Source organism: Hydrogenophaga sp. GW456-12-10-14-TSB4 (assembly GCF_059424305.1).
Window position 1 is genome coordinate 21,212 of the sequence record NZ_JBWKZH010000005.1, and the last position, 23,646, is coordinate 44,857.

The window sequence follows — 23,646 nt, forward strand, 5'->3', positions numbered from 1 at the left end:
GCCGGATTCTGGACGAACCGCGCCATTTTTCTCAAGACAACTCAGACCCAAGGAAACCGACATGAACCAGCTCACCACCACCCTGCTCGCCACCTTCATCGCCCTGGGATCGGCCTCGGCCTCCGCCGCCGACGAAATGAAGAAGGACGGCATGGCCAAGGACGCGATGACCAAGGACACCATGGCCAAGGATGCGATGAAGAAAGACCCGATGTCCAAAGACGCCATGAAAAAAGACAGCATGGGCAAGGACGGCATGGCCAAGGGCGATGGCATGATGAAAAAAGACGAGATGAAGAAGTGAGGCCCTCATGACCCGATCGCTCGAACCCGGCACCGCCGGCCTGTCGCGCCGCGCCGCCACGCTCGCCGCCCTGGCGCTGCTGGGGGCGGCGGCCTGGAAGGTGCTCCCGGCCCGCGCGGCCGAAGAGGCGGTCGTCATCCCGCCCCCGGCGGACGACAGCGGCCCGGCCGCCCGCCAGGCCGCCTCGGAAACCGCGGTGCTCGCCGGGGGCTGCTTCTGGGGCGTGCAGGGGGTGTTTCAGCACCTCAAGGGGGTGACCCGGGCGGTCTCGGGCTATGCGGGAGGCGATGCCAGCACCGCAAAGTACGAGGCCATCGGGACCGGCCGCACCGGCCACGCGGAAGCGGTGCGCATTGCGTTCGACCCGCAGCAGATCAGCTTCGGGCAGATCCTGCAGGTCTATTTTTCGGTGGCGCACAACCCGACCGAGCTCAATCGCCAGGGGCCCGACCGGGGGACGCAATACCGCTCCACCGTGTTCGCGCAGACCGCTGAGCAAGCCCGCATCGCCAAGGCCTACATCGCGCAGCTCGACCGGGCGCGCGTTTTCGGCCAGCCCATCGCCACCACCATCGAGCGGGAGAAGCCCTTCTTCGAGGCCGAGGCCTACCACCAGGACTACATGACCCTGCACCCCAGGCAGCCCTACATCGTCGTCAACGACCTGCCCAAGGTGGACAACCTGAAGCGTCTTTTCCCCGAACGCTACCGGGCCACACCGGTGCTGGTGGGCTCAACAAAATAACAAAACCCCATGCAGATCATTGATCTGCATGGGGTTTTTGATGCTTTAAATGAGCTTCGATCCGGGCGTCATTCCCACTCCATCATCAACAGGCCCCCCAAACCCGCATGGTTAAAGGGATTGGCTGTGATCGACATGGGGCCTTACCGTCGCTTTTACCGTCAGAAGCGCAGATCTTTTGCTGACGCGGGAGATGGAGCGATTTGCGGGATGGCAACGCTTTCAACACCATGATCAATCAACCCTCAGGATACCGGAGAAAACTTCCATCGTCAGCCCAACGCCGGCACGCGTGAACCCCGCCTGGGCGCCTTGCGCTGCTTTGAAGAGGCGGGCCGCCTGCTGAGCTTCACCAAGGCGGCCGCAGCCCTCAACCTCACCCAGAGCGCCGTCAGCCAGCAAATTCGCCACCTGGAGGAACGGCTGGGCTACCGACTGTTCGATCGCCAAGCGCGCGGACTGATGCTCACAGCGAAGGGCACAACGCTCTGGACGGCAACCACCAAGGCGCTGCACGGCATCGACCAGACGCTCAAACAACTCGCCGTGTGGGATACGCCGCTGCAGATCAGCTGTCTGCCCTCCTTCGCCCTGCAGTGGTTGATGCCGCGTCTCTCGGCTTTTCAGCATGAGCAGCCCCAGATCACATTGCGCCTGACCGCCGAGTACCAGTTCCTCGACCGAGTGACCATGGAGGAGGGAGGCATCGAAGCGGCAGTGCGCTACGACCCCATCGATTACGCTCATCTTCACGCCGAGACCATCCTGGATGAATACCTCGTGGCCGTCGCCACGCCCGCCTATTTGGCGCAGCATCCCGGCATTACCGCAGGCATGTGTCCCGATGGCGTCGTGCTGGTCGACGATGCAGAGGCGTGGGACGGCGCGCCCGAGTTCATAGAGGCGCGAACCTGGGCGGAGGGTCTGCACCCTTCATGGAAGGCGCGTCTGATGGGGCCGCGATATAACCTGTCAGCTTTGGCGATTGGCGCGGCCTTGAACAACCAAGGCATCGCCGTCATCCGCAGTTCATTGGTCTGCGAAGAGTTGTCGAGCGGCCGCCTCGTCAAGGTTCTCGGCAGGCATGTACCGGCGCCCGCGCGCTACGTCTTGCTGTGCAGGCTTTCGGACGATGCGCGAGTGAGGGCGTTTGCGGATTGGCTCAGGGCCGAGTGCAAGCGCTTTGACAACGCGCGGATGCAGTTGCTCTCAGCATGAAGGCTCGCCTTGCGCGAGCGCCGATGAGGTCGTTCAGCACAGGGCCGGTGGACTTCTACCCTTCAGCCGCAGCCACTCACACTGGCTCGTTTTGCGGATCAGACAGGACAGCGCCCCGGCGCAAAGGTATTGAGCCAAATCCAGCCCGTCGGAGCGAATCTCGGGGCGCTGGCCAGTGAGCAAGTCTGACGCTAGCTTGCCGCTGCCGCAGGCCATCGTCCAGCCCAGCGTGCCGTGGCCGGTGTTGAGGAACAGGTTGGCCAGCGGCGTGGCGCCGACGATGGGCGTGCTGTCGGGCGTCATCGGGCGCAGGCCGGTGCAGACGCTGGCGGCCGGCAGGTCGCCGCCCGGGAACAGCTCGGCCATGCCGCCCACGCGGATGCGGTCATCGAATCGTGTGACAGCGGTCTTGGTGAGCGTCCTGCCGTCCCATGTTGACGGCGACGTTTTCAACCGGCAGGGCCGTTGATCTCGTCGGTAGGCTCGCCGTCTTCGTAGAACTTGGCGATGGCCTTGTCCAGGCGCTTGAGCAATGCGTTGAGCGTCTCACCTTCGCGCCTCACCAGCATGGCCAGCGCGTTAGAGCCGTCGGCGGCAGTGGCGGCGCACTGGATCGATGCGATCGCGCCGACCGTGATCTCGCCGCCGTCGTCGATCAGTGCCTCGATGTTCTTCATGTTTTGCCAGACAGGGGCATGGATGCGGCGAAGGCGACGCACTCCATGAGGTTGAGAGCGCCAGCATCAGGTACTTCTCGGCGTCGGTGCACACGCCCAGCAAGTCGTTCTCACCGAGGTATCCGTAGACGAAGGCGAGCAGATAGCGCTCGGGGTGCTCATCGCAGAACTGCTGCACGACCTGGTCGGCCAGTTCGCCCGGCAGTCCCTCGTTGAAGCGGGCGCGTGCCGTCAAGCGCTGCATGCACGTCTCCTGCACGTCCTCCGAGACGATCGGCCACGCAAGGCCGCTGAGCTTCATCGCCTGGAAGGTCACCAGCAGGATGTGCAGCGGGACCTCCAGTTGCGCCATGCCGACACCAGTCTGCGCCGCGCGCCACAAAGAATACCTCGCGCGACCGCGCGTGGTGAGCTTCGGCGGCTCCTACGACATCGATGCGAACCGGCTGCTTCCGGCAGCGGCGCTCGATGCGCGTGAAACGCTTGCGCGCGCGTCGCGACTCGGCGTCGCCGCGGAAGTGCTGGTGCATGCACTGGTGCCCGAGTACAGCCCCACGCCGCTGGGCTGGCACCGCGATGTGCCGGTTTCGAGCGCATCGTGGGCGTGCCGCTCGGCTGCCGGCCGCCCCGCGGTCGATTTACCGCATGGAGGGCGAAGCGCGCGGGGGTGGCAGCACAGCGTGGAGTCGACCATGAAACTGCGGTGGTCTATCACATTCAGACCACAGGTTCTGCCGCGAGTCCCCTCCCGTGAACACGGATCATGTCGAAGCCAATAGCCCAAGCATCGGGAACGCTTGCGACAGGTACGCCGTCAACCCGTCTTCGGCCACGATGCCTTGGCGCAGCTGCCTTTCTTGAAGCCTCGATCCCCTGCCATGAATGCTTCCAGCATGTGGGGGATCAGCGTGGCCGCGTCCACAGCTTCGCCATACGTCTGTGCGTGCAGCGCAGCGTAACGATCAAGGTCTGCCTTCAAGCTGCCCGAACACGCGAAGGTCAGCTTGAGGGAGTCGAGTTTAGGCAGCGGGCCGAGCCGCAGTTTTCTGGTCGCGTTCATCGGGCACTTCCGCGCTGATAGAACAGGGGCTGGTAAGGACGAAGCTGTAGATCGCGGTTGACGATCACCCGCACCGGCAACCCAGGCCGCGCCGTCAGCGTCGGCTGGATGTTCATGTTGCGCCGGGTCATCTCCTGGCCCACCTGGTTCACGCCGTCCTGCAAGCCATCACGCCCGGCAATGATGATGCGGTTGCCATCCTGCCGGCTCTCCGGCGCGGCCAGTTCGGCGCCTACGCCCAACAGCGTGGTCAGCGCAGCGCCGGCCAAGATGCGGCCCCAGTGCCGGTCAACCTCGTCTTCCACCCCGGCATAGCCCGCCGGATCGGTGCCCACGAGGTTGTCCAGCGTCAGTGAGGACGTATCTGGCAGGATGATCCGGTTCCAAGCCATCTGCACGCGGCTCTGCCCGTAACTCACCTGGCTGTTGTAGTGGCCCAGAATGCGCGAACCCTGCGGGATCAGCAGGAACTTGCCCGTAGCCGTGTCATAGACAGGCTCCGTCACCGTGGCGATCACGTCACCTGGCAAGTCCGACTTGATCCCCGTCACCAGCGCTGCCGCGATCACCGTCCCGGCCATGACCTGATATGGCGAAGCCGGCGTTTGCAAGTTGCCAGAATTGCGCGTTTCCGCAGGACCGGCTTTCAGGAACACCTCTTTCTGGTCTTGCCGGTTCTGCACGGCGGTCGGATCGGCAGGCCGGGCCGCCGTCGAGGCCGGGCCAGCCGCCAGCGGGTCGAAGCCCGCCAAGGCGGATGCGGAGCCGGCCACGGCGACTTGCGCGGTGGCTGGCGCTTCGGCCTTGCCGGGCGTGCCAGAACGGAAGAACACCGACGAGGCCGCCGCCGCATCGGCCTCCTTGCGCCGCGCATCCTCCGGATCATGCCCCGGCGGTGCATAGGTGGGCGTCACCGGCTGCTGCGACTTCACGATGGCCGGGCCGAGATCGCCCGGCAGCGGCGGCCCCAGCTCCGGCACCTTCCGCAGCTTGGAGTAGTCCGAAGGCAGGCCATCCAGCCCTTCGGACTTCGACACGCGATCCACGTTGTAAAGCTCGGTCTGCTCGCCCACGCCGCGCCGGTGCGGCTGCAATGACCAGATCGTGGCCCCGAGCACGGCAACCGACAGGCTGCCTATCAGGATGGCCAGCATGCGCCGGTTCAGCCTCGTCACCGCACGCGGCTGAGCGCGAAGTGCCACCGCCTCGGGCGCGCCCTTGCCCGCCTGCGGCGTGGCAAGGGCGGGAGTGTCGTCCTGGCTCATGGTCAATTCCTCCGCGTGCCGTCCGTGCGCTCAATGCGCACCACGTCGCCTTTGTCCCCGCCCAGCCTCAGCTCGGCGGTGCCAAACAGCCGATCCACGATGTAGTACGGCGAGCGGAAGCGGTAGTTCACCAACTGCCCATCGCCCTGCGCGCCGATCACGAACAGCGGCGGCAACTCGCCTTGGGCAATGCCTGCCGGGAACTGGATATAGACCTTCTCGCCGTCATCGAAGGCGCGCAACGGCTTCCACGGCGGGTTGCTGCCGCCGATCGCGTAGCGGAAGCGGATCTTCTCCAGCGACAGGCCCGCATCGACAGGCGTCGCCGTCTGCGCGGCCTGCGCCTGGCGCTGCAAGGCGAGCATCTTGTCTTTCGGGTACTCCCACGACACCGAAGCCATCCATGTCTTCTCGGTAGAAGTCAGCTCCAGCAGATATGTCCTGCGGCTGGTGGTGATGACTAAGTTTGTCTTGAGGCCCGAGCGGATCGGCTTGACCATCACGTTGACACGCAGCGCATCCCCGTTGCCGCTCGATGTGTCCCCGACGATCCAGCGCACGGTATCGCCAGCAGCCACTGTCACCAGTTCCTCGCCCGCCTGGAGCGCAATCACTGTCACGCGCCCCACGGCCGCATAGACCTGATACAGCGCGCCATCGGTGAACGGCCAAACCTGAATCGCATTCACGTAGCCTTCGCGCGTGGGTGCGATGCGCGCCTCGGCGTTGGCGCGCGACACGCGCATGGTTTCATCGACGGGTTCTGCTGCGGGTTTGGCTTCCGGTACGGGCTTCATCTGCGCCGGCATTGGCAACACCTCGGGCACGGCCACGACTTCCACCGGCTTCGGTGCCTCGGGCAGCGGCTGAGCCTGCACCGGCTCATCGAGCGAAATCACCGGCGGCGGCTTGCCCTGCGTGGCGCAGCCCGCCAGAGCGGCGAGCGTCAGCACGGAAACGTAAACGCGGAAAAACGAATTCATGGCTTGGCTCCTTCGGAAGAATCGAGTTCGCGGCTCCACGACAGGCCGTTGACGTAGATGCCTAGCGGGTTCTTGCGCACGCGCTGCTCGGTGCGCGGGGTCTGCTGCACGATGGAAATCACGGCGTTCCAGCGCTCGGTACGATCCAGCGCGCCGGTGACGAAACGCTGCTCGGTCCAGCGCACGTTGAAAGACGTCTCGCTGGCACGGGTCACGCTGGTGATCTGCACCGTCACCGACTCCTTGCCGATGCGCGCAAACGGATCGTTCACGCGGGCGTACTCGTTGAGCACCACGGCGCCCTTGTCGGTGGTGTAGTCATAGGCATCGAGCCAGTTCTGGCGCACCACAATCGGGTCGATGGACAGCGAGCGCACCAGGCCGATGAAGCGGCCCAGGTGGTACGCGATCTGCGCCTCGCTGGGCTTGTACGGTGTGGCGGCTTCGCCGACGGCGCGCACCTGGCCCGCGTTGTCCACCTCGATGACGTAAGGCGTCACGATGGACTGCGCCGAGCGCCAGACCAAGCCGCCGGCCATCAGCAGCGCGAGTGCGAGGCAGCAAAAGGCCATCAAACGCCAGTTTTTCGCCTGCACACGCGACGAGCCAATGCGCTCGTCCCACACCTGGCCTGCGGCTTGGTATGGAGTGGCAGGCTGCGGCGTGTCGGCGTAGCGCACCTGCGGTCTTTTGAATCGCATGGGAGTTCTCCTTATGAATCGGAATCACGAAGGCTTGGGCCTTGGCTGGAGCTGCCACCGTCACCGCCGCGCAGCGTGTGAGCGGCGGTAGTCGCGGCATGCGTGAGTTGCTGGCGGCGATGCAGACGCTTGGCCCAGGCGGGTTGCTCGGTGGATGGGGGCGATGCGGCGGCTTCGCTGGTGTTCTGCGCCCCAGCCCCCGGCGCCGATCCGGCGTCATCGGGTCGGAAGGCAGCGGCGACACGATCCTTCATCGAGCGTGCGCCATCGGCCACCTTCTGCCCGGCTACTTGTGCACCGGTCTTGGCGACGTTGCCTACGCCAGCGGCGGCACCCTTGAGGCCACCACCGGCCGAAGTGGAGCCCGCCTGATACGCCGACTTGGCACTGCCGGCGGTCGATGCCATCGAGCGGGCACCGTTCCCCGCCATCTTGGCGGCGGCCGGCGCCATGCGCGCTCCGGCCGCCACGGCGCTGCCGACGCCCGTGGCCGCGGCGCCGACCGCCACGGCGGTTCCGGCCGCGCCGATGGCCGCACCGGCCATCGCGCCCGCGCCGAGCTGCGGCCCACCGGACACCAGCCCGGTCGCAATGCCCGGCCCGAAGATGCCCAGGGCCAGCATGGACAGCGAGGCCAGCATGATGACCAGCGCCTGGTCGATGGAGGGCTCGGAACCTGGCGGTATCCTGAATTCGGCGAACAAACCCGAGCCGATGCCCACGATGACGGCGAGCACCAGCACCTTGATGCCCGAGGACACCACGTTGCCCAAGACCTTCTCGGCCAGGAACGCCGTCTTGTTCCAGAGGGCGAACGGCACCAGCACGAAGCCCGCGAGCGTGGTCAGCTTGAACTCGATCAGCGTCACGAACAGCTGCACCGCCAGCACGAAGAAGCTGACGATGACCACGAGCCACGCGAGGAACAGCACGACGATGGGCGCGATGTGGATGAACACCTCGGGGAAGCCCGCCATCTCCCTGATCTGGTCGAGGATGGGCGCTGCCGCGTCGATGCCGACCTTGGCCAACCGTCCCGGTTGCAGGAAGTTGCCCATGCTCAAGGTCGAGCCGCTGGCCGTCAGGCCCAGTCCGGCGAAGGACCGGAACACGATGCCGGCCAGCCCGTTGAAGTTGCCGATGATGTAGGCGAAGGCACCCACGTAGAGCACCTTGCGCAACAGCTTGGCGATCACGTCCTCGCCCTGCCCCGTCGCGTGGCCCATCGCCCAGAACAGCCCGGCGAGCGTCATGTCGATGACGATCAACGTGGCAGTCAGGAACGCCACCTCGCCTTGCAGCAGCCCAAATCCGGAGTCGATGTAGCGCGAGAACGTGTCGAGGAAGCGGTCGATGACCGTCACATCGTTCATGGCGGCACGTCAGTTGCCGTAGAAGTTCACGGTGTGCGGCGTGTACGGCGTGCCACTGCCCAGGAAGCGTCGCGTCACCTCGCGTCCGCGCTCGGCCGCCGCCGCCTGCCGCGCCAGTTCCAGCGAAGCCGCGCGGTCCTGGGTGATCTGGAGCCGCTGCGCCTGGATCGACTGCTTGGCCTGCAAGGCCAGAAGCTGGTTGGTGGCCTGCATCGCCTGTAGCGCACCGACAGCCGACTGGCTCTTGCTCACGAGGTCGGCCAGCACGCTTTCGTCCTCGCCCAGGTTCTGCGATAACTGCGCCTGCATCTGCATGGTGGTCTGCAAGCCGTTGAGCGTGTTCTTCCAACGCTCCTGCGCATCCCGGTACATCTGGTCGCCGCTGACGGTGGCGGCGTACTGTTCCGGGTACAGACGCGCGAACTCCCGATCCATGTTCGCCAGGTCATAAGCCAAGCCCTTGGCCTGGGCGATCAGCCGCTGGGTGGTCGCCAGATTGCTGCGCAGCCGGCTCACCACGCTGGACGGCAGGCTGACCAAGTTGCGCGCCTGGTTCATCAGCATCTGCGACTCGTTCTGCAACTGCTGCACCTGATTGCTGATCTGCTCCAGCGTGTTGGCCGCCGTCATCATGTTCTGCATGAAGTTGAATTCATCGAACACGGTGTCGCCGATGCCGAAGATGGCGTGGGCCGGCTGCACGGCGCCGAAGGCGAGCGTGCAGGCGACGGCCACCGCGGCGAGCTTGGGGGTGTATGACTTCATGGCAGGTTCTCCTGTGGTTGGTCAGTGATATGAGGGGGAACATGGGAGGCAAGCGGCGCAAGACCGGGGAACGAGGGCAGCAGGTCGGCCGCCCAATCGAGGCCGCGATGGCGCAGCCAGGCGCCCGCGAAGCCGGGCGTGCTCGCATGCGGCAACACGCGATCGATGTCGCGCTGATCCTGCGGCGTGGAGGCGCCCGCGAAGGCCAGCGTCGCCGGCCCCAGGTCGAGGTCGAACAGGCGATTGCCGAGGCGGGATTGGTAGTAGTAGTCGCGCTTCGGAACTGCCGTGGCGACGATCTCGATCTGCCGGCTGTTGAGGCCGAAGCCTTCGTAGATCGTGCGAATCTGCGGCTCGGTCGCCTGCGGGTTGGGCAGGAAGATGCGGCTGGCGCAGCTTTCGATGATCGCGGGTGCGATGCTCGAATCCTTGATGTCCGCGAGCGACTGCGTGGCGAAGATGACGCTGACGTTTTTCTTGCGCAGGGTCTTGAGCCACTGGCGGATGCGCGCCGCAAACACCGGGTCATCAAGGAACAGCCACGCTTCATCGAGGATCAGCAGCGTGGGCGCACCGTCAAAGCGTTCATCGAAACGCGCAAAGAGGTAATGCAGTACGGCCATGACGGCGGCCTTGCTGTGCATCAGTTCCTCCATCTCGAAGCACTGCACGTCGGCCATGCCCAGCCGGTCATGGTCGGCGTCCAGCAGCTTGCCGTGGGCACCGCCCAGCACATAGGGCGCGAGCGCCTGGCGCAGCACGTTCGATTGCAGCAGCACCGACAGGCCGGTCATCGTGCGCTGCTTCAGCGGCGCGCCGGCGAGGCTTCCCAGCGCCGACCAGATGGTCGCCTTCTCGTCGGGGCCGACAGCGACACCCTCATGCACCAGCCGGCCTTCGACCCATTCAGCGGCCCAGGTCCGGTAGCCCTCGCGGTCGATGCGCGCGAGCGGCTGGAAAGCGATCTCTCCATCCGTGCCCAGGTCGTAGTGCTCGCCGCCCAGGCCGAGGATGGTGGCGCGCATCGAGCGGCCCATGTCGAAGGCGAAGATGCGTGAGCCGCGATAGCGGCGGAACTGCATCGCCAGCGTAGCGAGCAAGACCGATTTGCCCATGCCGGTCGGCCCCGCGACCAGCGCATGGCCCACGTCGCCGATGTGCGTCACGAGCCGGAACGGCGTAGCCCCATCGGTTCGCGTGACGATCAGCGGCGGGCCGCCCAGGTGGTCGTTCTTCTCCGGCCCGGCCCAGACGGCTGACACCGGCATCATGTGCGCCAGGTTCAGCGTCGAGACGATGGGCTGGCGCACGTTCGCATAGGCATGCCCTGGAATCGAGGAAAGCCACGCATCGACCGCGTTCAAGGTTTCGGGGATGGTGACGAAACCCCGGCCCTGGATCGCACGCTCCACCATGCGGAGCTTCTCGTCGGCCACGGCAGGATCGGCATCGAGCACCGTCACCGTGGCGGTGAGATAGCCGAAGGCGACTTGATCGCTGCCAAGCTCCTGCAAGGCGGCGTCCGCATCGGCGGCCTTGTTGCTGGCGTCGGTATCCACCAGCGGCGACTCTTGCTGGAAGATCGTTTCGCGCAACAGCGCGATGACGTTCTTGCGCTTGGCGAACCACTGGCGGCGCAGGCGGACGAGTTCCTTTTCCGCCTCGGCTTTGTCCAGGCAGAGAAAACGCGTACTCCAGCGGTACGCAAACCCCAGGCGGTTGAGGTCGTCCAGAATCCCCGGCCAGGTCGAGGTCGGGAAGCCCCGCACCGACATCACGCGCAGGTGCTGGTCGCCCAGCATGGGCGCCAGGCCGCCGACCAGCGGCGAATCGGTCAGCAGCGCGTCGATGTGGAACGGCACCTCGGGCACCGCCAGCTGATAGCGCCGCGTCGAGACGGTGGCGTGCAGGCAGGTCAGCGTCCGGCTGTCGTCGAGCCAGGCGATCTCCGGCATCACGCCATCGAGCAGGTCGAAGACGCGATCCGTTTCAGCCATGAATGCGGTCAGGCGGTCGCGCCAATCCACGCCCTCGGTTGGCCGGTTCTCGTACAGCATCTCCGCCGCGCGGGCGCGGGATTCCTCGGGCGGCAGGTACACCAATGTCAGGTGATAGCCACTCTCGAAGTGGTTGCCCGATCCCTCAAACGACGCGCGGCGTTCCTCGTCCACCAGCCACGACAGAGGCTCAGGAAACTCCGAGTGCGGATAGTCGGCGGCGGCGCGGCGCTCTGCCTCGATGAACAGTGCCCAGCCCGAACCCAGGCGGCGCAGCGCGTTGTTCAAGCGCGCCGACGTGGCGATCAATTCGCCCTGCGTCGCGCTGTCGAGGTCCGGCCCGCGAAAGCCGGCCGTGCGTTGGAAACTGCCGTCCTTGTTCAAGACGACGCCCGGCGCGACCAGTCCGGCCCAGGGCAGCCAGTCGGCGAGCAGTGCGGGCCGCTGGCGGTATTCGGCGAGGTTCAGCATGGCACTTCCCTCACACGTCCAGCAGCGGGCGCTGCTTGATGTGCCGCGCAAAGACCTGCATGAACTGTGGATCTAAACGCGCGCCCCAGACCGCCAGCGAGTGGCCGACGATCCAGAGCACCACACCCGGAATCCACAGTTGCAGGCCCAAGCCCACGGCGGCGGCCAGCGTGCCGTTGGCAATGGCCACGGTTCGCGGCGCGCCGCCCAGCAGGATCGGCTCTGTCAGCGAGCGATGCAGCGGCACCTCGAACCCAGCCGCGAAGGTGTCCGGGGCACTCATACGACGGCTCCGCCGGAGAAGCTGAAGAACGACAGGAAGAACGAGGACGCGGCGAACGCGATGGACAGACCGAACACGATCTGGATCAGCTTGCGAAAGCCCCCGCTGGTGTCACCGAAGGCGAGTGCCAAGCCCGTAGCGATGATGATGATCACTGCCACGATTCGCGCGACCGGCCCTTGGATCGACTCCAAGATCGACTGCAAGGGGCCTTCCCACGGCATCGAGGAACCGGCGGCCTGCGCGGTGCCGGCCAGGAACAGCAGCAGTGCGGTCAGCAGCAGCCCGTGCCCCGCAGGGCGGGCCAGGCTGTGCAGCCGAGCCAGCCTGGGCAAGCGCGAAAGCGGGTTTACGGAAACACGGAAAGCAGGAACGTGCATCTGCGTCATGGCAGTTCTCCAGGGTGGTTGAGGGACGGGGAAGAAAGGTCGGACTGCGATGGCAGTTCGGGAAACGGCGCGTCCAGCGCATCCGCCAAACCGTCGACCAATCGGTAGCCCACGCCATCGAAGCCGACGACGCGGGCGATGCTCTCGATGCGGCGCTTGCGCCCGCGCCCGGCAATGTGGATCACTACGTTGACCGCCTCGGCGATCAGCGCACGGGGCGGATTTACCGCCACTTCGAGAATCAATTGCTCCAGGCGCAACAGCGCGCCCAGCGCGGAGCCGGCATGGATGGTGGCGATGCCGCCGGGGTGGCCCGTGCCCCACACCTTGATGAGATCCAGCGCCTCGGCGCCGCGCACCTCGCCGACGACGACGCGATCCGGGCGCAGGCGCATGGACGAGCGCACCAGTTCGGTCATCGACACGACGCCTTGGCGCGTGCGCAGCGGCACGTGGTCGCGGGCCGCGCATTGCAGCTCCACCGTGTCTTCGAGCACCAGCACTCGGTCGCCCGTAGCGGCAATCTCGGCCAACAGCGCATTGGCGAGCGTGGTCTTGCCGCTGCTCGTGGCCCCGGCGATCAGAACGTTCTGCCGCTCGCGCACGGCCCGCACCAGAAGGCCCGCCTGGGCGGCGGTCATCATCCCGTCCACGACGTACCGCTCCAGCGGAATCACGCCGATGGCACGCTTGCGCAACGCGAAGGTCGGCCCCGGCGCGGCGGGCGGCAGGATGCCTTCGAAGCGTTCGCCCGTTTCGGGCAGTTCCGCCGACAACAGCGGCTGGCCGCGATGCACTTCCGCGCCGACGTGGGCGGCCACAAGGCGGATGATTCGCTCGCCATCCGCTTCGGACAGCTCCACGCCCATCGGCGCGCGGCCCGATGAGAGCCGGTCGATCCACAAGGTTCGATCCGGGTTCAGCATGATTTCCACCACGTCCGGGTCTTCGAGCGCGGTGGCGATCAGCGGCCCCATTGCCGTGCGCAGCATCTGGATGCGGCGATCCAGCGAGGCCGCAGCGGATGAACGTGGTTCGGGCGGGAATTGCGCAACAGCGCTCATGACACACGCTCCTGTGCTTGAGCCTGCGCCGCCGCGCCTTCCATTCGCATCGGATCGGGGTGCAGTTCCTCCACCACGTCGCGCACCAGACTTCGCCCGCGCAACAGGTGGCGGCCGAGTTGTTCGACGAACTGCTCGAAGCGCGCCTTGCCCTGGGCGCGTGCCGCGTCCTGATGGGCCTCGGGCACGGGAGTGCTGACGGTCAGGAAATAGCGAATGAACAGCGCCAGCGTTTCGATCTGGATGTTCTGGTCACGCTCCAGCCGTTCGGCCTGACGCGACAGGCGATCGAGGCGCTTGGCAATGGCCGCCTCGCGCTGATCGGCAGCATCGGGCGACAGCCACGATGCCAGCGCCGCCGCGACGATGGATGACTTGGACACGCCCTTCTTGGCGGCCAGTTCGTCGAGCCGCTTGGCGTGCTCGGGCTGGATAAAGAGATTCAGGCGGTAGTGGCTCATAGCTCGATTCCGTCGTTGGGGTCGAGGGAAGCCAGCCGAGCCGTGCGCTGGTGCACAGGATCAAGCTGGCGAGGAAGGGAAAGCGGCAGGTCGTCGTCGTCATCGAGCAGCCCGAGGTCGGCCGCGGGCGCGGCCAGCTCGAGGTCGTAGGCGACGGTTTCGGAGAGTTCGGGCTGACGGCGCGGGCCACCGTCGTCGGTGGAATCCAAGCCATCGGCGAATGCCGTGGCTGGCATGGTCGGCATCGGTGGAATCGCCAAGGCGCTCCAGTCATCGGCACGCGCCGGCGGTGCATCGGCATAGTGCCCGTCTGCCAACACAGGCGGCGGCAGCACGCGGCTCTTGAAATTGCTGTCCGCGTAGTAGCGCAGCTTCTTCGCCTTGATCGGTGCCACGCTGGAGACCATCACCACCGCCTCGTCGGGCGGTAGCTGCATCACTTCGCCGGGCGTGAGCAGCGGTCGGGCCGTTTCCTGGCGCGACACCATGAGATGCCCGAGCCACGGCGCGAGCCGATGGCCCGCGTAGTTGCGCTGCGCGCGCAGTTCAGTGGCTGTGCCCAGGGTCTCGGAAATGCGCTTGGCGGTGCGTTCGTCGTTGGTGGCGAACGTCACGCGGACATGGCAGTTGTCCAGAATCGAATGGTTCTGGCCGTAGGCTTTGTCGATCTGGTTGAGCGACTGCGCGATGAGGAAGCTGCGGATGCCATAGCCGGCCATGAAGGCCAGCGTCGTCTCGAAGAAATCGAGCCTGCCCAACGCAGGGAATTCGTCGAGCATCAGGAGCAGCTTGTGGCGGCGCTCGATGCCGTCGGAGCCATCGAGCGATTCGGTGAGCCGCCGCCCGATCTGGTTGAGGATCAGGCGAATGAGTGGCTTCGTGCGCGAAATGTCCGAAGGCGGAACCACCAGATACAGCGATACCGGATGCTCGGCGGCGATCAGGTCCGCGATGCGCCAGTCGCACCGCGATGTGACTTCGGCCACCGTGGGGTCGCGGTACAGGCCGAGGAACGACATGGCCGTGGACAGCACGCCGGAACGCTCGTTGTCCGACTTGTTGAGAACTTCACGCGCCGCCGAAGCAACGACGGGATGCGGACCATCGCGCACCTCGTTCACGAGGTGCGGCGTGGTCATCATCCGGTGCAAGGTCAGCTCGAACGGGCTGGCCGGATCGGACAGGAAGTTGGCGACGCCGCGCAGCGTCTTGTCCTCGCCCGCGTAGAGCACATGCAGGATGGCGCCGACCAGCAGCGCGTGCGAGGTCTTTTCCCAATGGTTCCTGCGCTCCAGCGCACCTTCGGGATCGACCAGGATGTCCGCGATGTTCTGCACGTCGCGCACTTCATGCGCGCCGCGCCGGACTTCCAGCAGCGGGTTGTAGGCCGCCGACTTCGCATCGGTGGGGTTGAACAGCAGGCAGTGCGAGAACTGCGAACGCCAGCCGGCGGTGATGGCCCAGTTCTCGCCCTTGATGTCGTGGATGACTGCGGACGCGGGCCAGGACAGCAGCGTCGGCACCACCAGGCCGACACCTTTGCCCGAGCGCGTCGGCGCGAAGGTCAGGATGTGTTCCGGGCCCTCATGCCGCAGATACTGACGATCGTGCTGGCCGAGGAACACGCCGACTGACCGCGTGAGGGCGGCCTTGCGAATGTCCTCCGCGTTTGCCCAGCGGGCCGAGCCGTAGGTTGTGACCAGGCGCGATTGCCGCGAGCGCCAGATCGACATGCCGATGGCCACCACCACGGCCACGAGGCCGCTGCCGCCCGCGATCGCGCCGCCGATGTCAAAGACACGCGGCGCGTAGGCGTCGAAGAAGAACCACCACTCGAACAGCCGCCAGGGGTGATAGACCGGCGTGCCGAAGAAGTCAAACCATGGCGAGCCCAGGCGTAGCTGATAACCCAGGGCGGCGGCTGTCCATTGTGTGGCACTCCACACACCGGCGACCACGATGCCGAACACCACGGCGATCTGACCGAACAGTACGTTCGTCCCTTGCATGACCCTGCCTCCAATCACGACACGGAGGTGCCGCAGCACTGAGGATCAAGGCGCGCGTGCAGGCCGGTCAAAGGCCGTCGTGGCGACGATTCAGGCCGAAAAAGCCAGACTTCTTTTCGTGGCGAAGACAATAAAAGCGCCGCAGGCGCGAGCGTGCTGCGGCGTAGTGAGGTGACAGCGAGAACTTCGTCGCAGCGAAGCGACGGCGAAGAGCCCTACTTGGATTTCTGCTCCGGCCGATCTCCGAAGAAGCGCCGGTTGGCGGCCTCCGCCGCGCGGCGGCAGAGTTCGTCGCCGACCTTGGCGCGGTCGTCCTTGCACAGCCGTTGAATTTCCTTGATGCGCTCGGGATTTGCCACGAGTGCGTCCACAGTTTCCGACGGTTGAGAGGGGCCGCATGCAGTCAGCGCGGCAGCCAGCATCAGCAGCATCACTTTGTTCATGGTTCGAGTCCTTTCATCGAGTGGGTCTATGAATCTCCGGCGCCGTTCGTGTCATCCGCTGAATCAATGAAGGCCACTCGTTCGATGAACCGGGCCAGCATCCCCGAAGGCTCCGCTTTGCTGCGCAGCAGATAGGTCATGAGCATGGGCGGTTTGCCCGCCAAGCGCCGAGCCACGACGCCCGGCTCGCGGCTGGAGGCAACGTGTGCCGCGCCCGCCAGACCCAAGGCCAGCCCAGCAGAAACCAGAGTCATCATCACATCGAAGGTTGCCACACGCTGCGCGATCAGCGGTTCCTGTCTGCACTTGCGAAGAAATCGATCGACCTGTCGCGCATGGCCTTCGCAGATGGCCGGATCGCCCAGCACCAACGGATAGCGCAGCACTTCCTCCAGAGGAACCTGCTTGAAGGCGAGCACGGGATGGCGAGCAGGCACCGCCACCATCAATTCATCCTCCCACGCGGGAGTGACCAGAATGCCGTCGCCCGCATCTTCGGCCATCGAAAACCCGGCGTCATACAGGTCGCTGTGAAGCCCCTTGATCTGCTGATCCAACGGCACCTCGAACAGTCGGATTTCCACCTCGGGATCTTCTTCGCGGCTACGTGCCAAGAGCGCCGGCAGACGCGATGGTGTGATGCCGTCGGACAAGGCAATGCGCAACTGACCGTGAAAGCCGTTGGCGGCAGACTTGACGCTATCGCGCGCCTGATCCAGCGCCGCAAAGACACGCTGAACGTGCTCACAGAACAAACGACCCGCGCGGGTCAGTTGCGTGCGGCGTGTGGTGCGGACGAACAGATGAGTGCCGAGTTCTTCCTCCAGTTCCTTGATGGTGCGGGATAACGGCGACTGGTCAACGTGTAACCGTTCGGCAGCTCGGGCGAAATGGAGTTCTTCGGCCACGGCAAGGAAACAGCGGAGATGACGAAGTTCCATAGATCACCACGTTGCTGTTACCAGCGATGTTTGGACTTTAGCTTTCTCACTTAGCATGATTGGCCACGATCTCGATGCCCATGCGCACGGCGGCGCTGCAGCCCATGAGTGTCAAGGCATTGGCGCAGTCGCTGCCAAGCCGAGCGTTCCAGAACATCAGCCGGCGCGAGGGAACCAACAGCACGCTGAACGGCCGCTTTTTCGGCCGTGCGGGTGCGCCACCCTGGCGGCAGTACGGGCAAGACACGTCTGCGTCCGAGCAGTGACTCTTGATCCAGTGGCCGGCGAGCGACGCTGAACCGAGCAAGTACTTCCTGTCCTCCCTGCCAGAGGACACACGATCAACGAGTTGGTCGACATCGTCCATCAGCGCTGGCGCATCGAGCGTGACTACCAGAACCCGAAGCAGGACTTTGGCCTTGGCCATTACGCGAGCCGAGGGTGACGGGGTTCGATGCATCGCCGCCATCAGCTCGGTGCGCCTGGAGAGCGGAAACCTGAATCAGTCACGCGCAACGGCGCGCCCATCGTCATCGAATCCTCCAAGAGCATCTCGCGCGAACTCGGCTGCAGGACGTAATCAGGCGAGTCGATCGCACTACCAGCGACAGCCTTTTTTTTCCGGGATCACCACCTAAGCTGCGCATATCGACGAGCGTGCACCCACGCTCCATTCTTCCCAGCGTTTGATCCGCCAAACTGGCTGTTCCTTCAGGCGGCTGACGTGCGCGTCGTTAGACCGGCTGCTGCGCGTCGTTAGACCGGCTGCGTACCGCGGAGGCAGCCGCCCCCTTGCGCGCCGCCAACACCATGAAGATTCCGGCCAAGGCGTACATTGCGACAATGAACATGAGGCTGTATTTGTTGTCCCCTGTCGAGGTCAGGATCCAAGTGCTGATGGACGGCGAGATCGCTGGACCGAGGTTGCCCAGCGAGCTGATAAGCGCAATGCCACCAGCCGCCGTTTCCTTCGGCAGGTACTCGCTGATAAAGGCGAAAAACAATGGTGTCGAAGCGGACGTGCCGATGATGGCGAGCGAGTACAGGCTCAGCGACACGACCAAGCCCGGCGCTAGCATCGCGATCGTTCCCAGGCCGACGGTGATGCAACACATGGCGAATACGAAGTGCCAGCGTCGGTCATTCATGCGGTCGGAACTACGGCCGATCAGAACCATGCCGATCATGCCGATGACGCTGGGAATGGCCTTCAGCAGACCGACGTGGAACACGTCCGTCACGCCCCAACTGCGGATCAGGGTCGGCGCCCAGAATAGCAAGGCGTAGACGGCGGCGCTCATCAGGAAGTAGATCAACGCTAGCGCGAAGATCTTTGGATCGCTCAGCAAATCCTTCATCGCGCTGTGCGTGCGTCCGGTGGTGATTTTTTCACTCTCTACGCGACGGATGAGGATCTTCTTCTGCTCGTCCGTGAGCCACCTGGCCTGCGCCGGGGTATCGCTCAGCATGAAATAGACCATGAACGCGACGACCAAGCAGGGCGCACCATTGGCTATGAACATCCATTGCCAACCATGCATGCCCATGAAGCCTTCGCCGAACTTCATCAACGCGCCGTTCAGTGGGCCGACGATGACGCCGGCTAGCGCGGTGGCGGTCATAAAGATCGCGATGGCCCGCCCTCGCCGTGTCGACGGGTACCAGTAGGTGAAGTAAAGGATCACGCCTGGGAAAAAACCTGCCTCGAAGGCACCGAGCAGGAAACGCAGGACGTAGAACTGCCAGGGCGCAGTGACCCAGGCCATCAGAGTGGCGCAGGCGCCCCAGCACAGCATGATGCGCAGAATCGTCTTTCGGGCGCCGACCTTCTCAAGGAAGAGATTGCTAGGCACCTCGAACAGGAAGTAGCCGACGAAGAACAGGCCCGCGCCGAGCGCGAAGACGTGGTCGCTCAAATGCAGGTCGCTCTTCATCTGCAGCTGCGCGAAGCCGATGTTGACGCGATCAATGAAGGCGAAAACGTAGGCGACCAGCAGCAACGGCAGGATGTGCCAGTTGACCTTGGAAAAAATCGCCGCCTCGACCGAGGTCTCGGTGATCGGGCCGCCGTTCGGCGCGTGTGTGACTGCCATGGGTTGTCTCCTGTAGCCTCATGCCTCATCCTCGAGGGCAGAGACGGGTGCGGCGCGGCATCGACGCAGCAATCTGGCGTCCAATGAACTACGTCAAATGGGAGTCGATAGCGTCGAACTTCGCGTAGACACGAGCGATCGACTTTCCAGCGATCACAAAAAGGTACGGTCCGCCACGGTGATTCGATGCAGAAGTCGGTCGTGCCCGTCGTAGCCACCCGTGGCCGCATGGTTGACGCAACGGTTGTCCCACAACAAAAGCGTTCCTTGCGTCCAGCGATGGCGATACACGACCTCCGAGCGAGCTTGGTGCTCGAACAACGCGCGCAGGATGGGCTGCGCTTCTTCCCCGCTCATGCCTTCGATGCCGATGGTGTAACCCGGGCTGGCGAACAAGGCCACGCGCCCTGTCTCGGGATGCACTCGTGCAAGGGGGTGCGATTGCGATCGCCAATGCCTCATCCGAATAGCGGATTTTCATCGAGCGTCCCGTGTCCTTTTCACCATAGGCGCCGTCGCGTGCATAGGCGCGGCCTGCCGAATGGATGCCGCGCCTTTCGGCCACCAGAGATTTCAAATTGGCGGGAAGCGTCTCCCAGGCGGCATATTGGTTGGAAAACAACGTGTCACCGCCTATGGGCGGGACGACGTTGCCGTACAGCAAGGTCGCTGCTGGCGGCTCCGCCATGAAACTCCAGTCCGAATGCCAAGTCTCGGCAAACAAGGGCGTCTTTTCATTCGCATCCCGGCGCACTTGTGCGACATGGGGATGGCCGGGAATCGATTCAAAGAAAGGGTCGGAGCCGTACGGGCCAATGGTCAGGGCGAAGCGCTCGATGTCCTCGATGGCCATGTCTTGATCGATGAATGCGAGGACTTGATGTTCAAGCCAGTGTTTGCGTATTTCGACGACCTGCGCGTCCGTCAGCGTGCGCGTCAGATCCACGCCTTCCACTACCGCGCCGCACGGCGCGTCCTGTCGCAGAACATTCATTTCCATCTATGTCTCCTTCATCAAGTGATTGCCCCATGAAAGCGAGAGACAGGTGCTCTCCGCAACTTTCTGATCGAGGGTCAGTAGCCCGCTTGGCTTTGCAGTCTATGGATGCCATCATCTTCATGCCAATGGATATTCTTGATAAGCATCATTCATGAATCAGAATTTGCAGAAGATCGACCTCAACCTCTTGTTGGTGTTCGACACCCTCATGCAGGAGCGCAACCTGTCACGCGCCGCAGAGCGAATGCACAAGAGTCAGCCGGCCATGAGCAACGCGCTCAGCCGCCTGCGCGAGCAACTGGGGCAGCCGCTGTTTCGTCGCACGGCCAAAGGGCTCGAACCAACTGTCGAGGCCATGGCACTGCACAGGTCGGTGCGGCAAGCCTTGTATCTGTTGCAGTCTGGAATTGGTGGCCAGGAAAGCTTCCGCCCCGACACCGAGCGAATTTTTCGGTTGTCTATGAATGACGATGCCCAATTACGATTGCTGCCAGCCTTGATGGCGCGGCTGAAGCAACTGGCGCCGCGGGTGATACTGCAGGTGTTGCCCGACGAAGGCACCTCGCTACCACAACGGCTGGCCAGTGGGGATCTGGATCTGGCAATGGATTATCTGTACTTCGATGATCCTGATCTTCTTTACCAGCCGATCACCGAAGAATCACTCGCGGTGATCGGTCGCGCGGGGCATCCTGCGTTCAAGGACGGCCTTGACAAGAAGGCCTACCTGAAAGCACAGCACGTCTCGATTCTGCCCCGAGCCGGCCGCGGCAGTCCTCTTGAAATCGTTTTGGGATCGGCCAAGGTGCGACGTCATGTGCAACTCCAGGTGCCGCATTACCTGACGATTCCTGCCATAGTCGCCGGCACCGAATTGCTGGGCACCATACCGCTGAACCTGGCCAGATATTTCGCTCGCAGCCAGGGTTTCCAGATCGCGGAGTTTCCATTCGAGATGTCTCCGATACAGATCAGTCTCATATGGCATCGCAAGCAAGAGCACGTCTCCGACTTGCAATGGCTGAAGGAGCAGATTCTTCATACTGCGCTCCGCGGAAAAAGCGCTGGTGAAATCGAAGCGCGGCACCTGCACGGCTGATCGGCAGAGGACATCCGCCGTCTCCATCTCGCGTCCACCGATCTCGGCGAGGTCGCGATAGGTTGGGCCGTCGGCCGGCTCAGCGCACCAGACCCAGCCGCCGCGCCGCGCTGACCGCCTGCGAGCGGCTTCCCACCGACAGCTTGCTGTTGATGTTGCGCAGGTGGGTCCGCACGGTGCTGTCCGATATGAACAGCTTCTCGGAGATCGCGCTGTTGGAGTAGCCGTCGGCCAGGAGCCGCAGGATCAGAAGTTCCTTCTGCGTCAGCGGATCGAGCAGCGCCGGCATCGGCATTACCGCCGCAGCCCCATCTGTGGTCACCACGTCATGCTCCGGAGCTGTCTCAGCCGAATTCAACCCGAAGGCCTTCACGAGGGTTCCGACATAGCGCACCAGCGCATCGTTTGGATCCTCGGTCTTCAACGAGGTCGCCAGTTGTCCGATCAGCATCGCCATGCTCGGCCCTTCGTCGAGCACCAGCCGCATGAAGCCCTGGCTGGCACAGCGGCGCAGCGTCTGGGCCAGCAGGCTCAGGGCCGACTCCACACCTTCGCAGCGTATCAGCGCGATGGCATGCAGCAGTCGGCAAGCCACGGCGCGCCGATGGCGCTGCGCACCCACCGCGTCAGCCGCCTCCCGTGCAAGCCGCAGTGCGGCGTGGCGCGCGTCGCCGGTCACCGCGTCCCAGCGCAAGCGTCCCAGCGTGAGGTCGTCGACGTCGTTGCCCAGCAGGCGGAACTGCGATGCGTTGGGCCACACGGCGCCGTTGTCAGCACGCTCCAGTTCGACCCGCGCTGAATCCGCGCGCCCCTGCAGCAGTTGCACGCGAGCGCGCTCCAGGTGCGCGCTCGCCACCACGCGCGGCAGCAGGCGCTGGTGGCCGATCCCCTCGAGTTCGATCAGCAGACGGAAGCATTCGTCCACGTCGCCACCGTCGAAGGCAAGGCGCGCCAGCATGCGATAGCCCAGAATGGTGTGGTCCGGCAGACCCACGTCGCTCGTTGTCGGCAGGTATTGACCGCTGTCAGCCCCGCCGCCAGCATGGCCCCCTGCAAGCGCGAGCCAACATGGGCAAAGTAGAGCGGCTGCGGGGCGATGAAGCACAGTTCGACGAGGCAGTAGCCCCCGAACGCGACCCAAGGCGAGCCGAAGACCGCAATGAGCAGCCCGACGAACATGCCGGCGGTTGAGATCAGCATCCATCGCTTGGGCTTGAGGTCTCGTTCCGCGAGCCGCGGGATCACGATGGCCCCGATCGCGGCGCAGATCCACGGGATCGCAATCAGCAGACCGACCTGCAGGGAACTCAGCCCCGGCCCACCAGCGGCGACGATGGACGGCAGGAAGTGCACCACGGTGTAGACGCCCAGCTGGTTGGTCAGCCAGAACGGAAGCTCGGGCGATCACTGGCCCAGTGGATGCAGGAGCAGCCGAGAAGCCTCGTGGCGGCTGCGAGGAAACTGGCTTAGCGCGGGGGCGGGCAATCGCGCACGAGCATCAGACCGTCAGGTGACGGCGAAACGACAAGCGGCTCTGCTCCGCAGGCCCGAAAGCATTCATCCAACATCGCGCGTGTGGCAAACGTCTCGGGCAGCAAAACCACCGGCTGGCGGTGCAGTTCCACCAGTCGCAGTCGCTTTCGCCCAGCCAGCGGATGCGCCGGAGAGACTGCCAGCACCATCTGCTCGTTGTACAGGGGCTCGAACCGCAACCCTTCCGAAGTGCGTGCGCGGTAGGAAATACCCATGTCGACCTTCCCTTCGATAAGGTAAGCACCGATCTCATCGACCGTGAGTTCATTGACGGTCACGTTGACAGTGGGATGCCGCACCAGCAAGGAAGCCACGCATTCGGGGATGAATCCGATGTTGAACGTGTGAGTCGCGCCGATGCGCAGGCTTCCCGTGAGTCCACTGGCGGACGCCTTCAATGCGCCTATCCCCTGGTCGACCTCCTTCAAGGCCTTGGCGGCATAGCCCAGGAACAACTCCCCTTCCTCAGTGATCAGCACGCGCTTGCCCACGCGCTCGAACAGACGATGGCCGATCTCGTCTTCGAGTTGGCGGATCTGGTGCGACAAAGTGGATTGCGTCACATGCACCCGCTCGGCTGCCCTGGTGAAGTGAAGGCACTCGGCCAGGGCCACGAAATAGCGCAGGTGCCTCAGTTCCATTGAGTCGTCTCCGGCAATTCATTGATCGATGCCATCCATGCTAAAGGACGATATTCATCATTTCCATATTTCGGCAGCAGTCGCTCCAATCGGCTTGTATCTGCACACCGGTGTGTGCAGCCACCACAACG

General features: G+C 64.4%; 25 protein-coding genes and 2 pseudogenes. 6 read left to right on the forward strand and 21 right to left on the reverse strand.

Annotation, left to right across the window (positions count from 1 at the left end; translation table 11 throughout):
• Positions 1–61 precede the first annotated feature (61 nt).
• From AC07ZS_RS03985 to AC07ZS_RS04000, 4 genes are all read left to right on the forward strand, one after another.
• Complete coding sequence (locus AC07ZS_RS03985; RefSeq protein ID WP_494797340.1) at positions 62–304, forward strand: pentapeptide MXKDX repeat protein; 243 nt, start codon at positions 62–64, stop codon at positions 302–304.
• Between the two features lie 7 nt (positions 305–311).
• A complete protein-coding gene (gene msrA, locus AC07ZS_RS03990) occupies positions 312–1,049 on the forward strand; it encodes a peptide-methionine (S)-S-oxide reductase MsrA (RefSeq protein WP_494797341.1) in 738 nt (245 codons plus the stop codon).
• Positions 1,050–1,058: 9 nt separating this feature from the next.
• Entirely contained in the window at positions 1,059–1,283 is a 225-nt protein-coding gene (locus AC07ZS_RS03995) for a hypothetical protein (protein WP_494797342.1), read from the forward strand.
• Positions 1,284–1,352: 69 nt separating this feature from the next.
• Complete coding sequence (locus tag AC07ZS_RS04000) at positions 1,353–2,267, forward strand: LysR substrate-binding domain-containing protein (RefSeq protein WP_494797475.1); 915 nt, start codon at positions 1,353–1,355, stop codon at positions 2,265–2,267.
• A 33-nt stretch (positions 2,268–2,300) separates the two neighbouring features.
• Here the strand turns inward: AC07ZS_RS04000 and AC07ZS_RS04005 are convergent.
• The 16 genes and pseudogenes from AC07ZS_RS04005 to AC07ZS_RS04080 all read right to left on the reverse strand — a co-directional run.
• A pseudogene (locus AC07ZS_RS04005) lies at positions 2,301–2,678 on the reverse strand (FAD-dependent oxidoreductase); the annotation flags it as partial.
• Positions 2,679–2,846: 168 nt separating this feature from the next.
• Positions 2,847–3,296, reverse strand: coding sequence for a hypothetical protein (locus tag AC07ZS_RS04010; protein ID WP_494797343.1), 450 nt, complete (start codon positions 3,294–3,296; stop codon positions 2,847–2,849).
• A gap of 462 nt (positions 3,297–3,758) precedes the next feature.
• The gene (locus AC07ZS_RS04015; protein ID WP_494797344.1) at positions 3,759–4,004 is read right to left on the reverse strand and encodes a DUF2274 domain-containing protein; all 246 of its coding nucleotides are present in this window, start codon (positions 4,002–4,004) and stop codon (positions 3,759–3,761) included.
• Positions 4,001–5,269: a TraB/TrbI/VirB10 family type IV secretion system protein gene (locus tag AC07ZS_RS04020; protein ID WP_494797345.1), complete on the reverse strand. Its 1,269-nt coding sequence runs from the start codon at positions 5,267–5,269 to the stop codon at positions 4,001–4,003. Before AC07ZS_RS04020 ends, AC07ZS_RS04015 begins: the two co-directional genes overlap by 4 nt.
• 2 nt (positions 5,270–5,271) lie before the next feature.
• The gene (trbG, locus tag AC07ZS_RS04025) at positions 5,272–6,252 is read right to left on the reverse strand and encodes a P-type conjugative transfer protein TrbG (protein ID WP_494797346.1); all 981 of its coding nucleotides are present in this window, start codon (positions 6,250–6,252) and stop codon (positions 5,272–5,274) included.
• Positions 6,249–6,953, reverse strand: coding sequence for a conjugal transfer protein TrbF (gene trbF / locus AC07ZS_RS04030; protein ID WP_494797347.1), 705 nt, complete (start codon positions 6,951–6,953; stop codon positions 6,249–6,251). Before trbF ends, trbG begins: the two co-directional genes overlap by 4 nt.
• 11 nt (positions 6,954–6,964) lie before the next feature.
• Positions 6,965–8,326, reverse strand: a complete 1,362-nt coding sequence (gene trbL, locus AC07ZS_RS04035; RefSeq protein WP_494797348.1) for a P-type conjugative transfer protein TrbL — start codon at positions 8,324–8,326, stop codon at positions 6,965–6,967.
• 9 nt (positions 8,327–8,335) lie between these two features.
• Positions 8,336–9,091: a P-type conjugative transfer protein TrbJ gene (gene trbJ / locus AC07ZS_RS04040; protein ID WP_494797349.1), complete on the reverse strand. Its 756-nt coding sequence runs from the start codon at positions 9,089–9,091 to the stop codon at positions 8,336–8,338.
• The gene (gene trbE, locus AC07ZS_RS04045; protein WP_494797350.1) at positions 9,088–11,559 is read right to left on the reverse strand and encodes a conjugal transfer protein TrbE; all 2,472 of its coding nucleotides are present in this window, start codon (positions 11,557–11,559) and stop codon (positions 9,088–9,090) included. Before trbE ends, trbJ begins: the two co-directional genes overlap by 4 nt.
• 10 nt (positions 11,560–11,569) lie before the next feature.
• A complete protein-coding gene (locus tag AC07ZS_RS04050; RefSeq protein ID WP_494797351.1) occupies positions 11,570–11,842 on the reverse strand; it encodes a VirB3 family type IV secretion system protein in 273 nt (90 codons plus the stop codon).
• A complete protein-coding gene (locus AC07ZS_RS04055) occupies positions 11,839–12,231 on the reverse strand; it encodes a TrbC/VirB2 family type IV secretion system protein (RefSeq protein WP_494797352.1) in 393 nt (130 codons plus the stop codon). Before AC07ZS_RS04055 ends, AC07ZS_RS04050 begins: the two co-directional genes overlap by 4 nt.
• Complete coding sequence (trbB, locus tag AC07ZS_RS04060) at positions 12,228–13,295, reverse strand: P-type conjugative transfer ATPase TrbB (protein ID WP_494797353.1); 1,068 nt, start codon at positions 13,293–13,295, stop codon at positions 12,228–12,230. The genes AC07ZS_RS04055 and trbB overlap by 4 nt, the downstream gene beginning before the upstream one ends.
• Positions 13,292–13,756: a CopG family transcriptional regulator gene (locus tag AC07ZS_RS04065; protein ID WP_494797354.1), complete on the reverse strand. Its 465-nt coding sequence runs from the start codon at positions 13,754–13,756 to the stop codon at positions 13,292–13,294. Before AC07ZS_RS04065 ends, trbB begins: the two co-directional genes overlap by 4 nt.
• Positions 13,753–15,765 (reverse strand): conjugal transfer protein TraG, encoded by a 2,013-nt coding sequence (locus AC07ZS_RS04070; RefSeq protein WP_494797355.1) that lies wholly within the window; start codon positions 15,763–15,765, stop codon positions 13,753–13,755. The genes AC07ZS_RS04065 and AC07ZS_RS04070 overlap by 4 nt, the downstream gene beginning before the upstream one ends.
• 215 nt (positions 15,766–15,980) lie before the next feature.
• Positions 15,981–16,208 (reverse strand): EexN family lipoprotein, encoded by a 228-nt coding sequence (locus AC07ZS_RS04075; protein WP_494797356.1) that lies wholly within the window; start codon positions 16,206–16,208, stop codon positions 15,981–15,983.
• A 26-nt stretch (positions 16,209–16,234) separates the two neighbouring features.
• Entirely contained in the window at positions 16,235–17,149 is a 915-nt protein-coding gene (locus AC07ZS_RS04080) for a LysR family transcriptional regulator (RefSeq protein WP_494797357.1), read from the reverse strand.
• Positions 17,150–17,223: 74 nt separating this feature from the next.
• Between AC07ZS_RS04080 and AC07ZS_RS04085 the strand changes: the two are divergent.
• Positions 17,224–17,591 (forward strand): annotated as a pseudogene (locus AC07ZS_RS04085) (IS701 family transposase); the annotation flags it as partial.
• A 292-nt stretch (positions 17,592–17,883) separates the two neighbouring features.
• Here the strand turns inward: AC07ZS_RS04085 and AC07ZS_RS04090 are convergent.
• Complete coding sequence (locus tag AC07ZS_RS04090; protein ID WP_494797358.1) at positions 17,884–19,242, reverse strand: MFS transporter; 1,359 nt, start codon at positions 19,240–19,242, stop codon at positions 17,884–17,886.
• A gap of 88 nt (positions 19,243–19,330) precedes the next feature.
• On the reverse strand, positions 19,331–20,242 hold the full coding sequence (locus AC07ZS_RS04095) for a TauD/TfdA dioxygenase family protein (RefSeq protein ID WP_494797359.1): 912 nt from the start codon (positions 20,240–20,242) through the stop codon (positions 19,331–19,333).
• A gap of 151 nt (positions 20,243–20,393) precedes the next feature.
• On the opposite strand from AC07ZS_RS04095, the gene bsrA reads away from it, so the two are divergent.
• Positions 20,394–21,341 carry a LysR family transcriptional regulator BsrA gene (gene bsrA, locus AC07ZS_RS04100; protein WP_494797360.1) on the forward strand — a complete coding sequence of 316 codons (948 nt, stop codon included), beginning with the start codon at positions 20,394–20,396 and terminating at the stop codon, positions 21,339–21,341.
• A gap of 79 nt (positions 21,342–21,420) precedes the next feature.
• On the opposite strand, the gene AC07ZS_RS04105 is transcribed toward bsrA, so the two are convergent.
• From AC07ZS_RS04105 to AC07ZS_RS04115, 3 genes are all read right to left on the reverse strand, one after another.
• Positions 21,421–22,299, reverse strand: coding sequence for a helix-turn-helix transcriptional regulator (locus AC07ZS_RS04105; RefSeq protein ID WP_494797361.1), 879 nt, complete (start codon positions 22,297–22,299; stop codon positions 21,421–21,423).
• Complete coding sequence (locus AC07ZS_RS04110; protein WP_494797362.1) at positions 22,242–22,697, reverse strand: hypothetical protein; 456 nt, start codon at positions 22,695–22,697, stop codon at positions 22,242–22,244. Before AC07ZS_RS04110 ends, AC07ZS_RS04105 begins: the two co-directional genes overlap by 58 nt.
• Positions 22,698–22,807: 110 nt before the next feature.
• Positions 22,808–23,515, reverse strand: coding sequence for a LysR family transcriptional regulator (locus AC07ZS_RS04115; RefSeq protein ID WP_494797363.1), 708 nt, complete (start codon positions 23,513–23,515; stop codon positions 22,808–22,810).
• Positions 23,516–23,646: the final 131 nt, after the last annotated feature.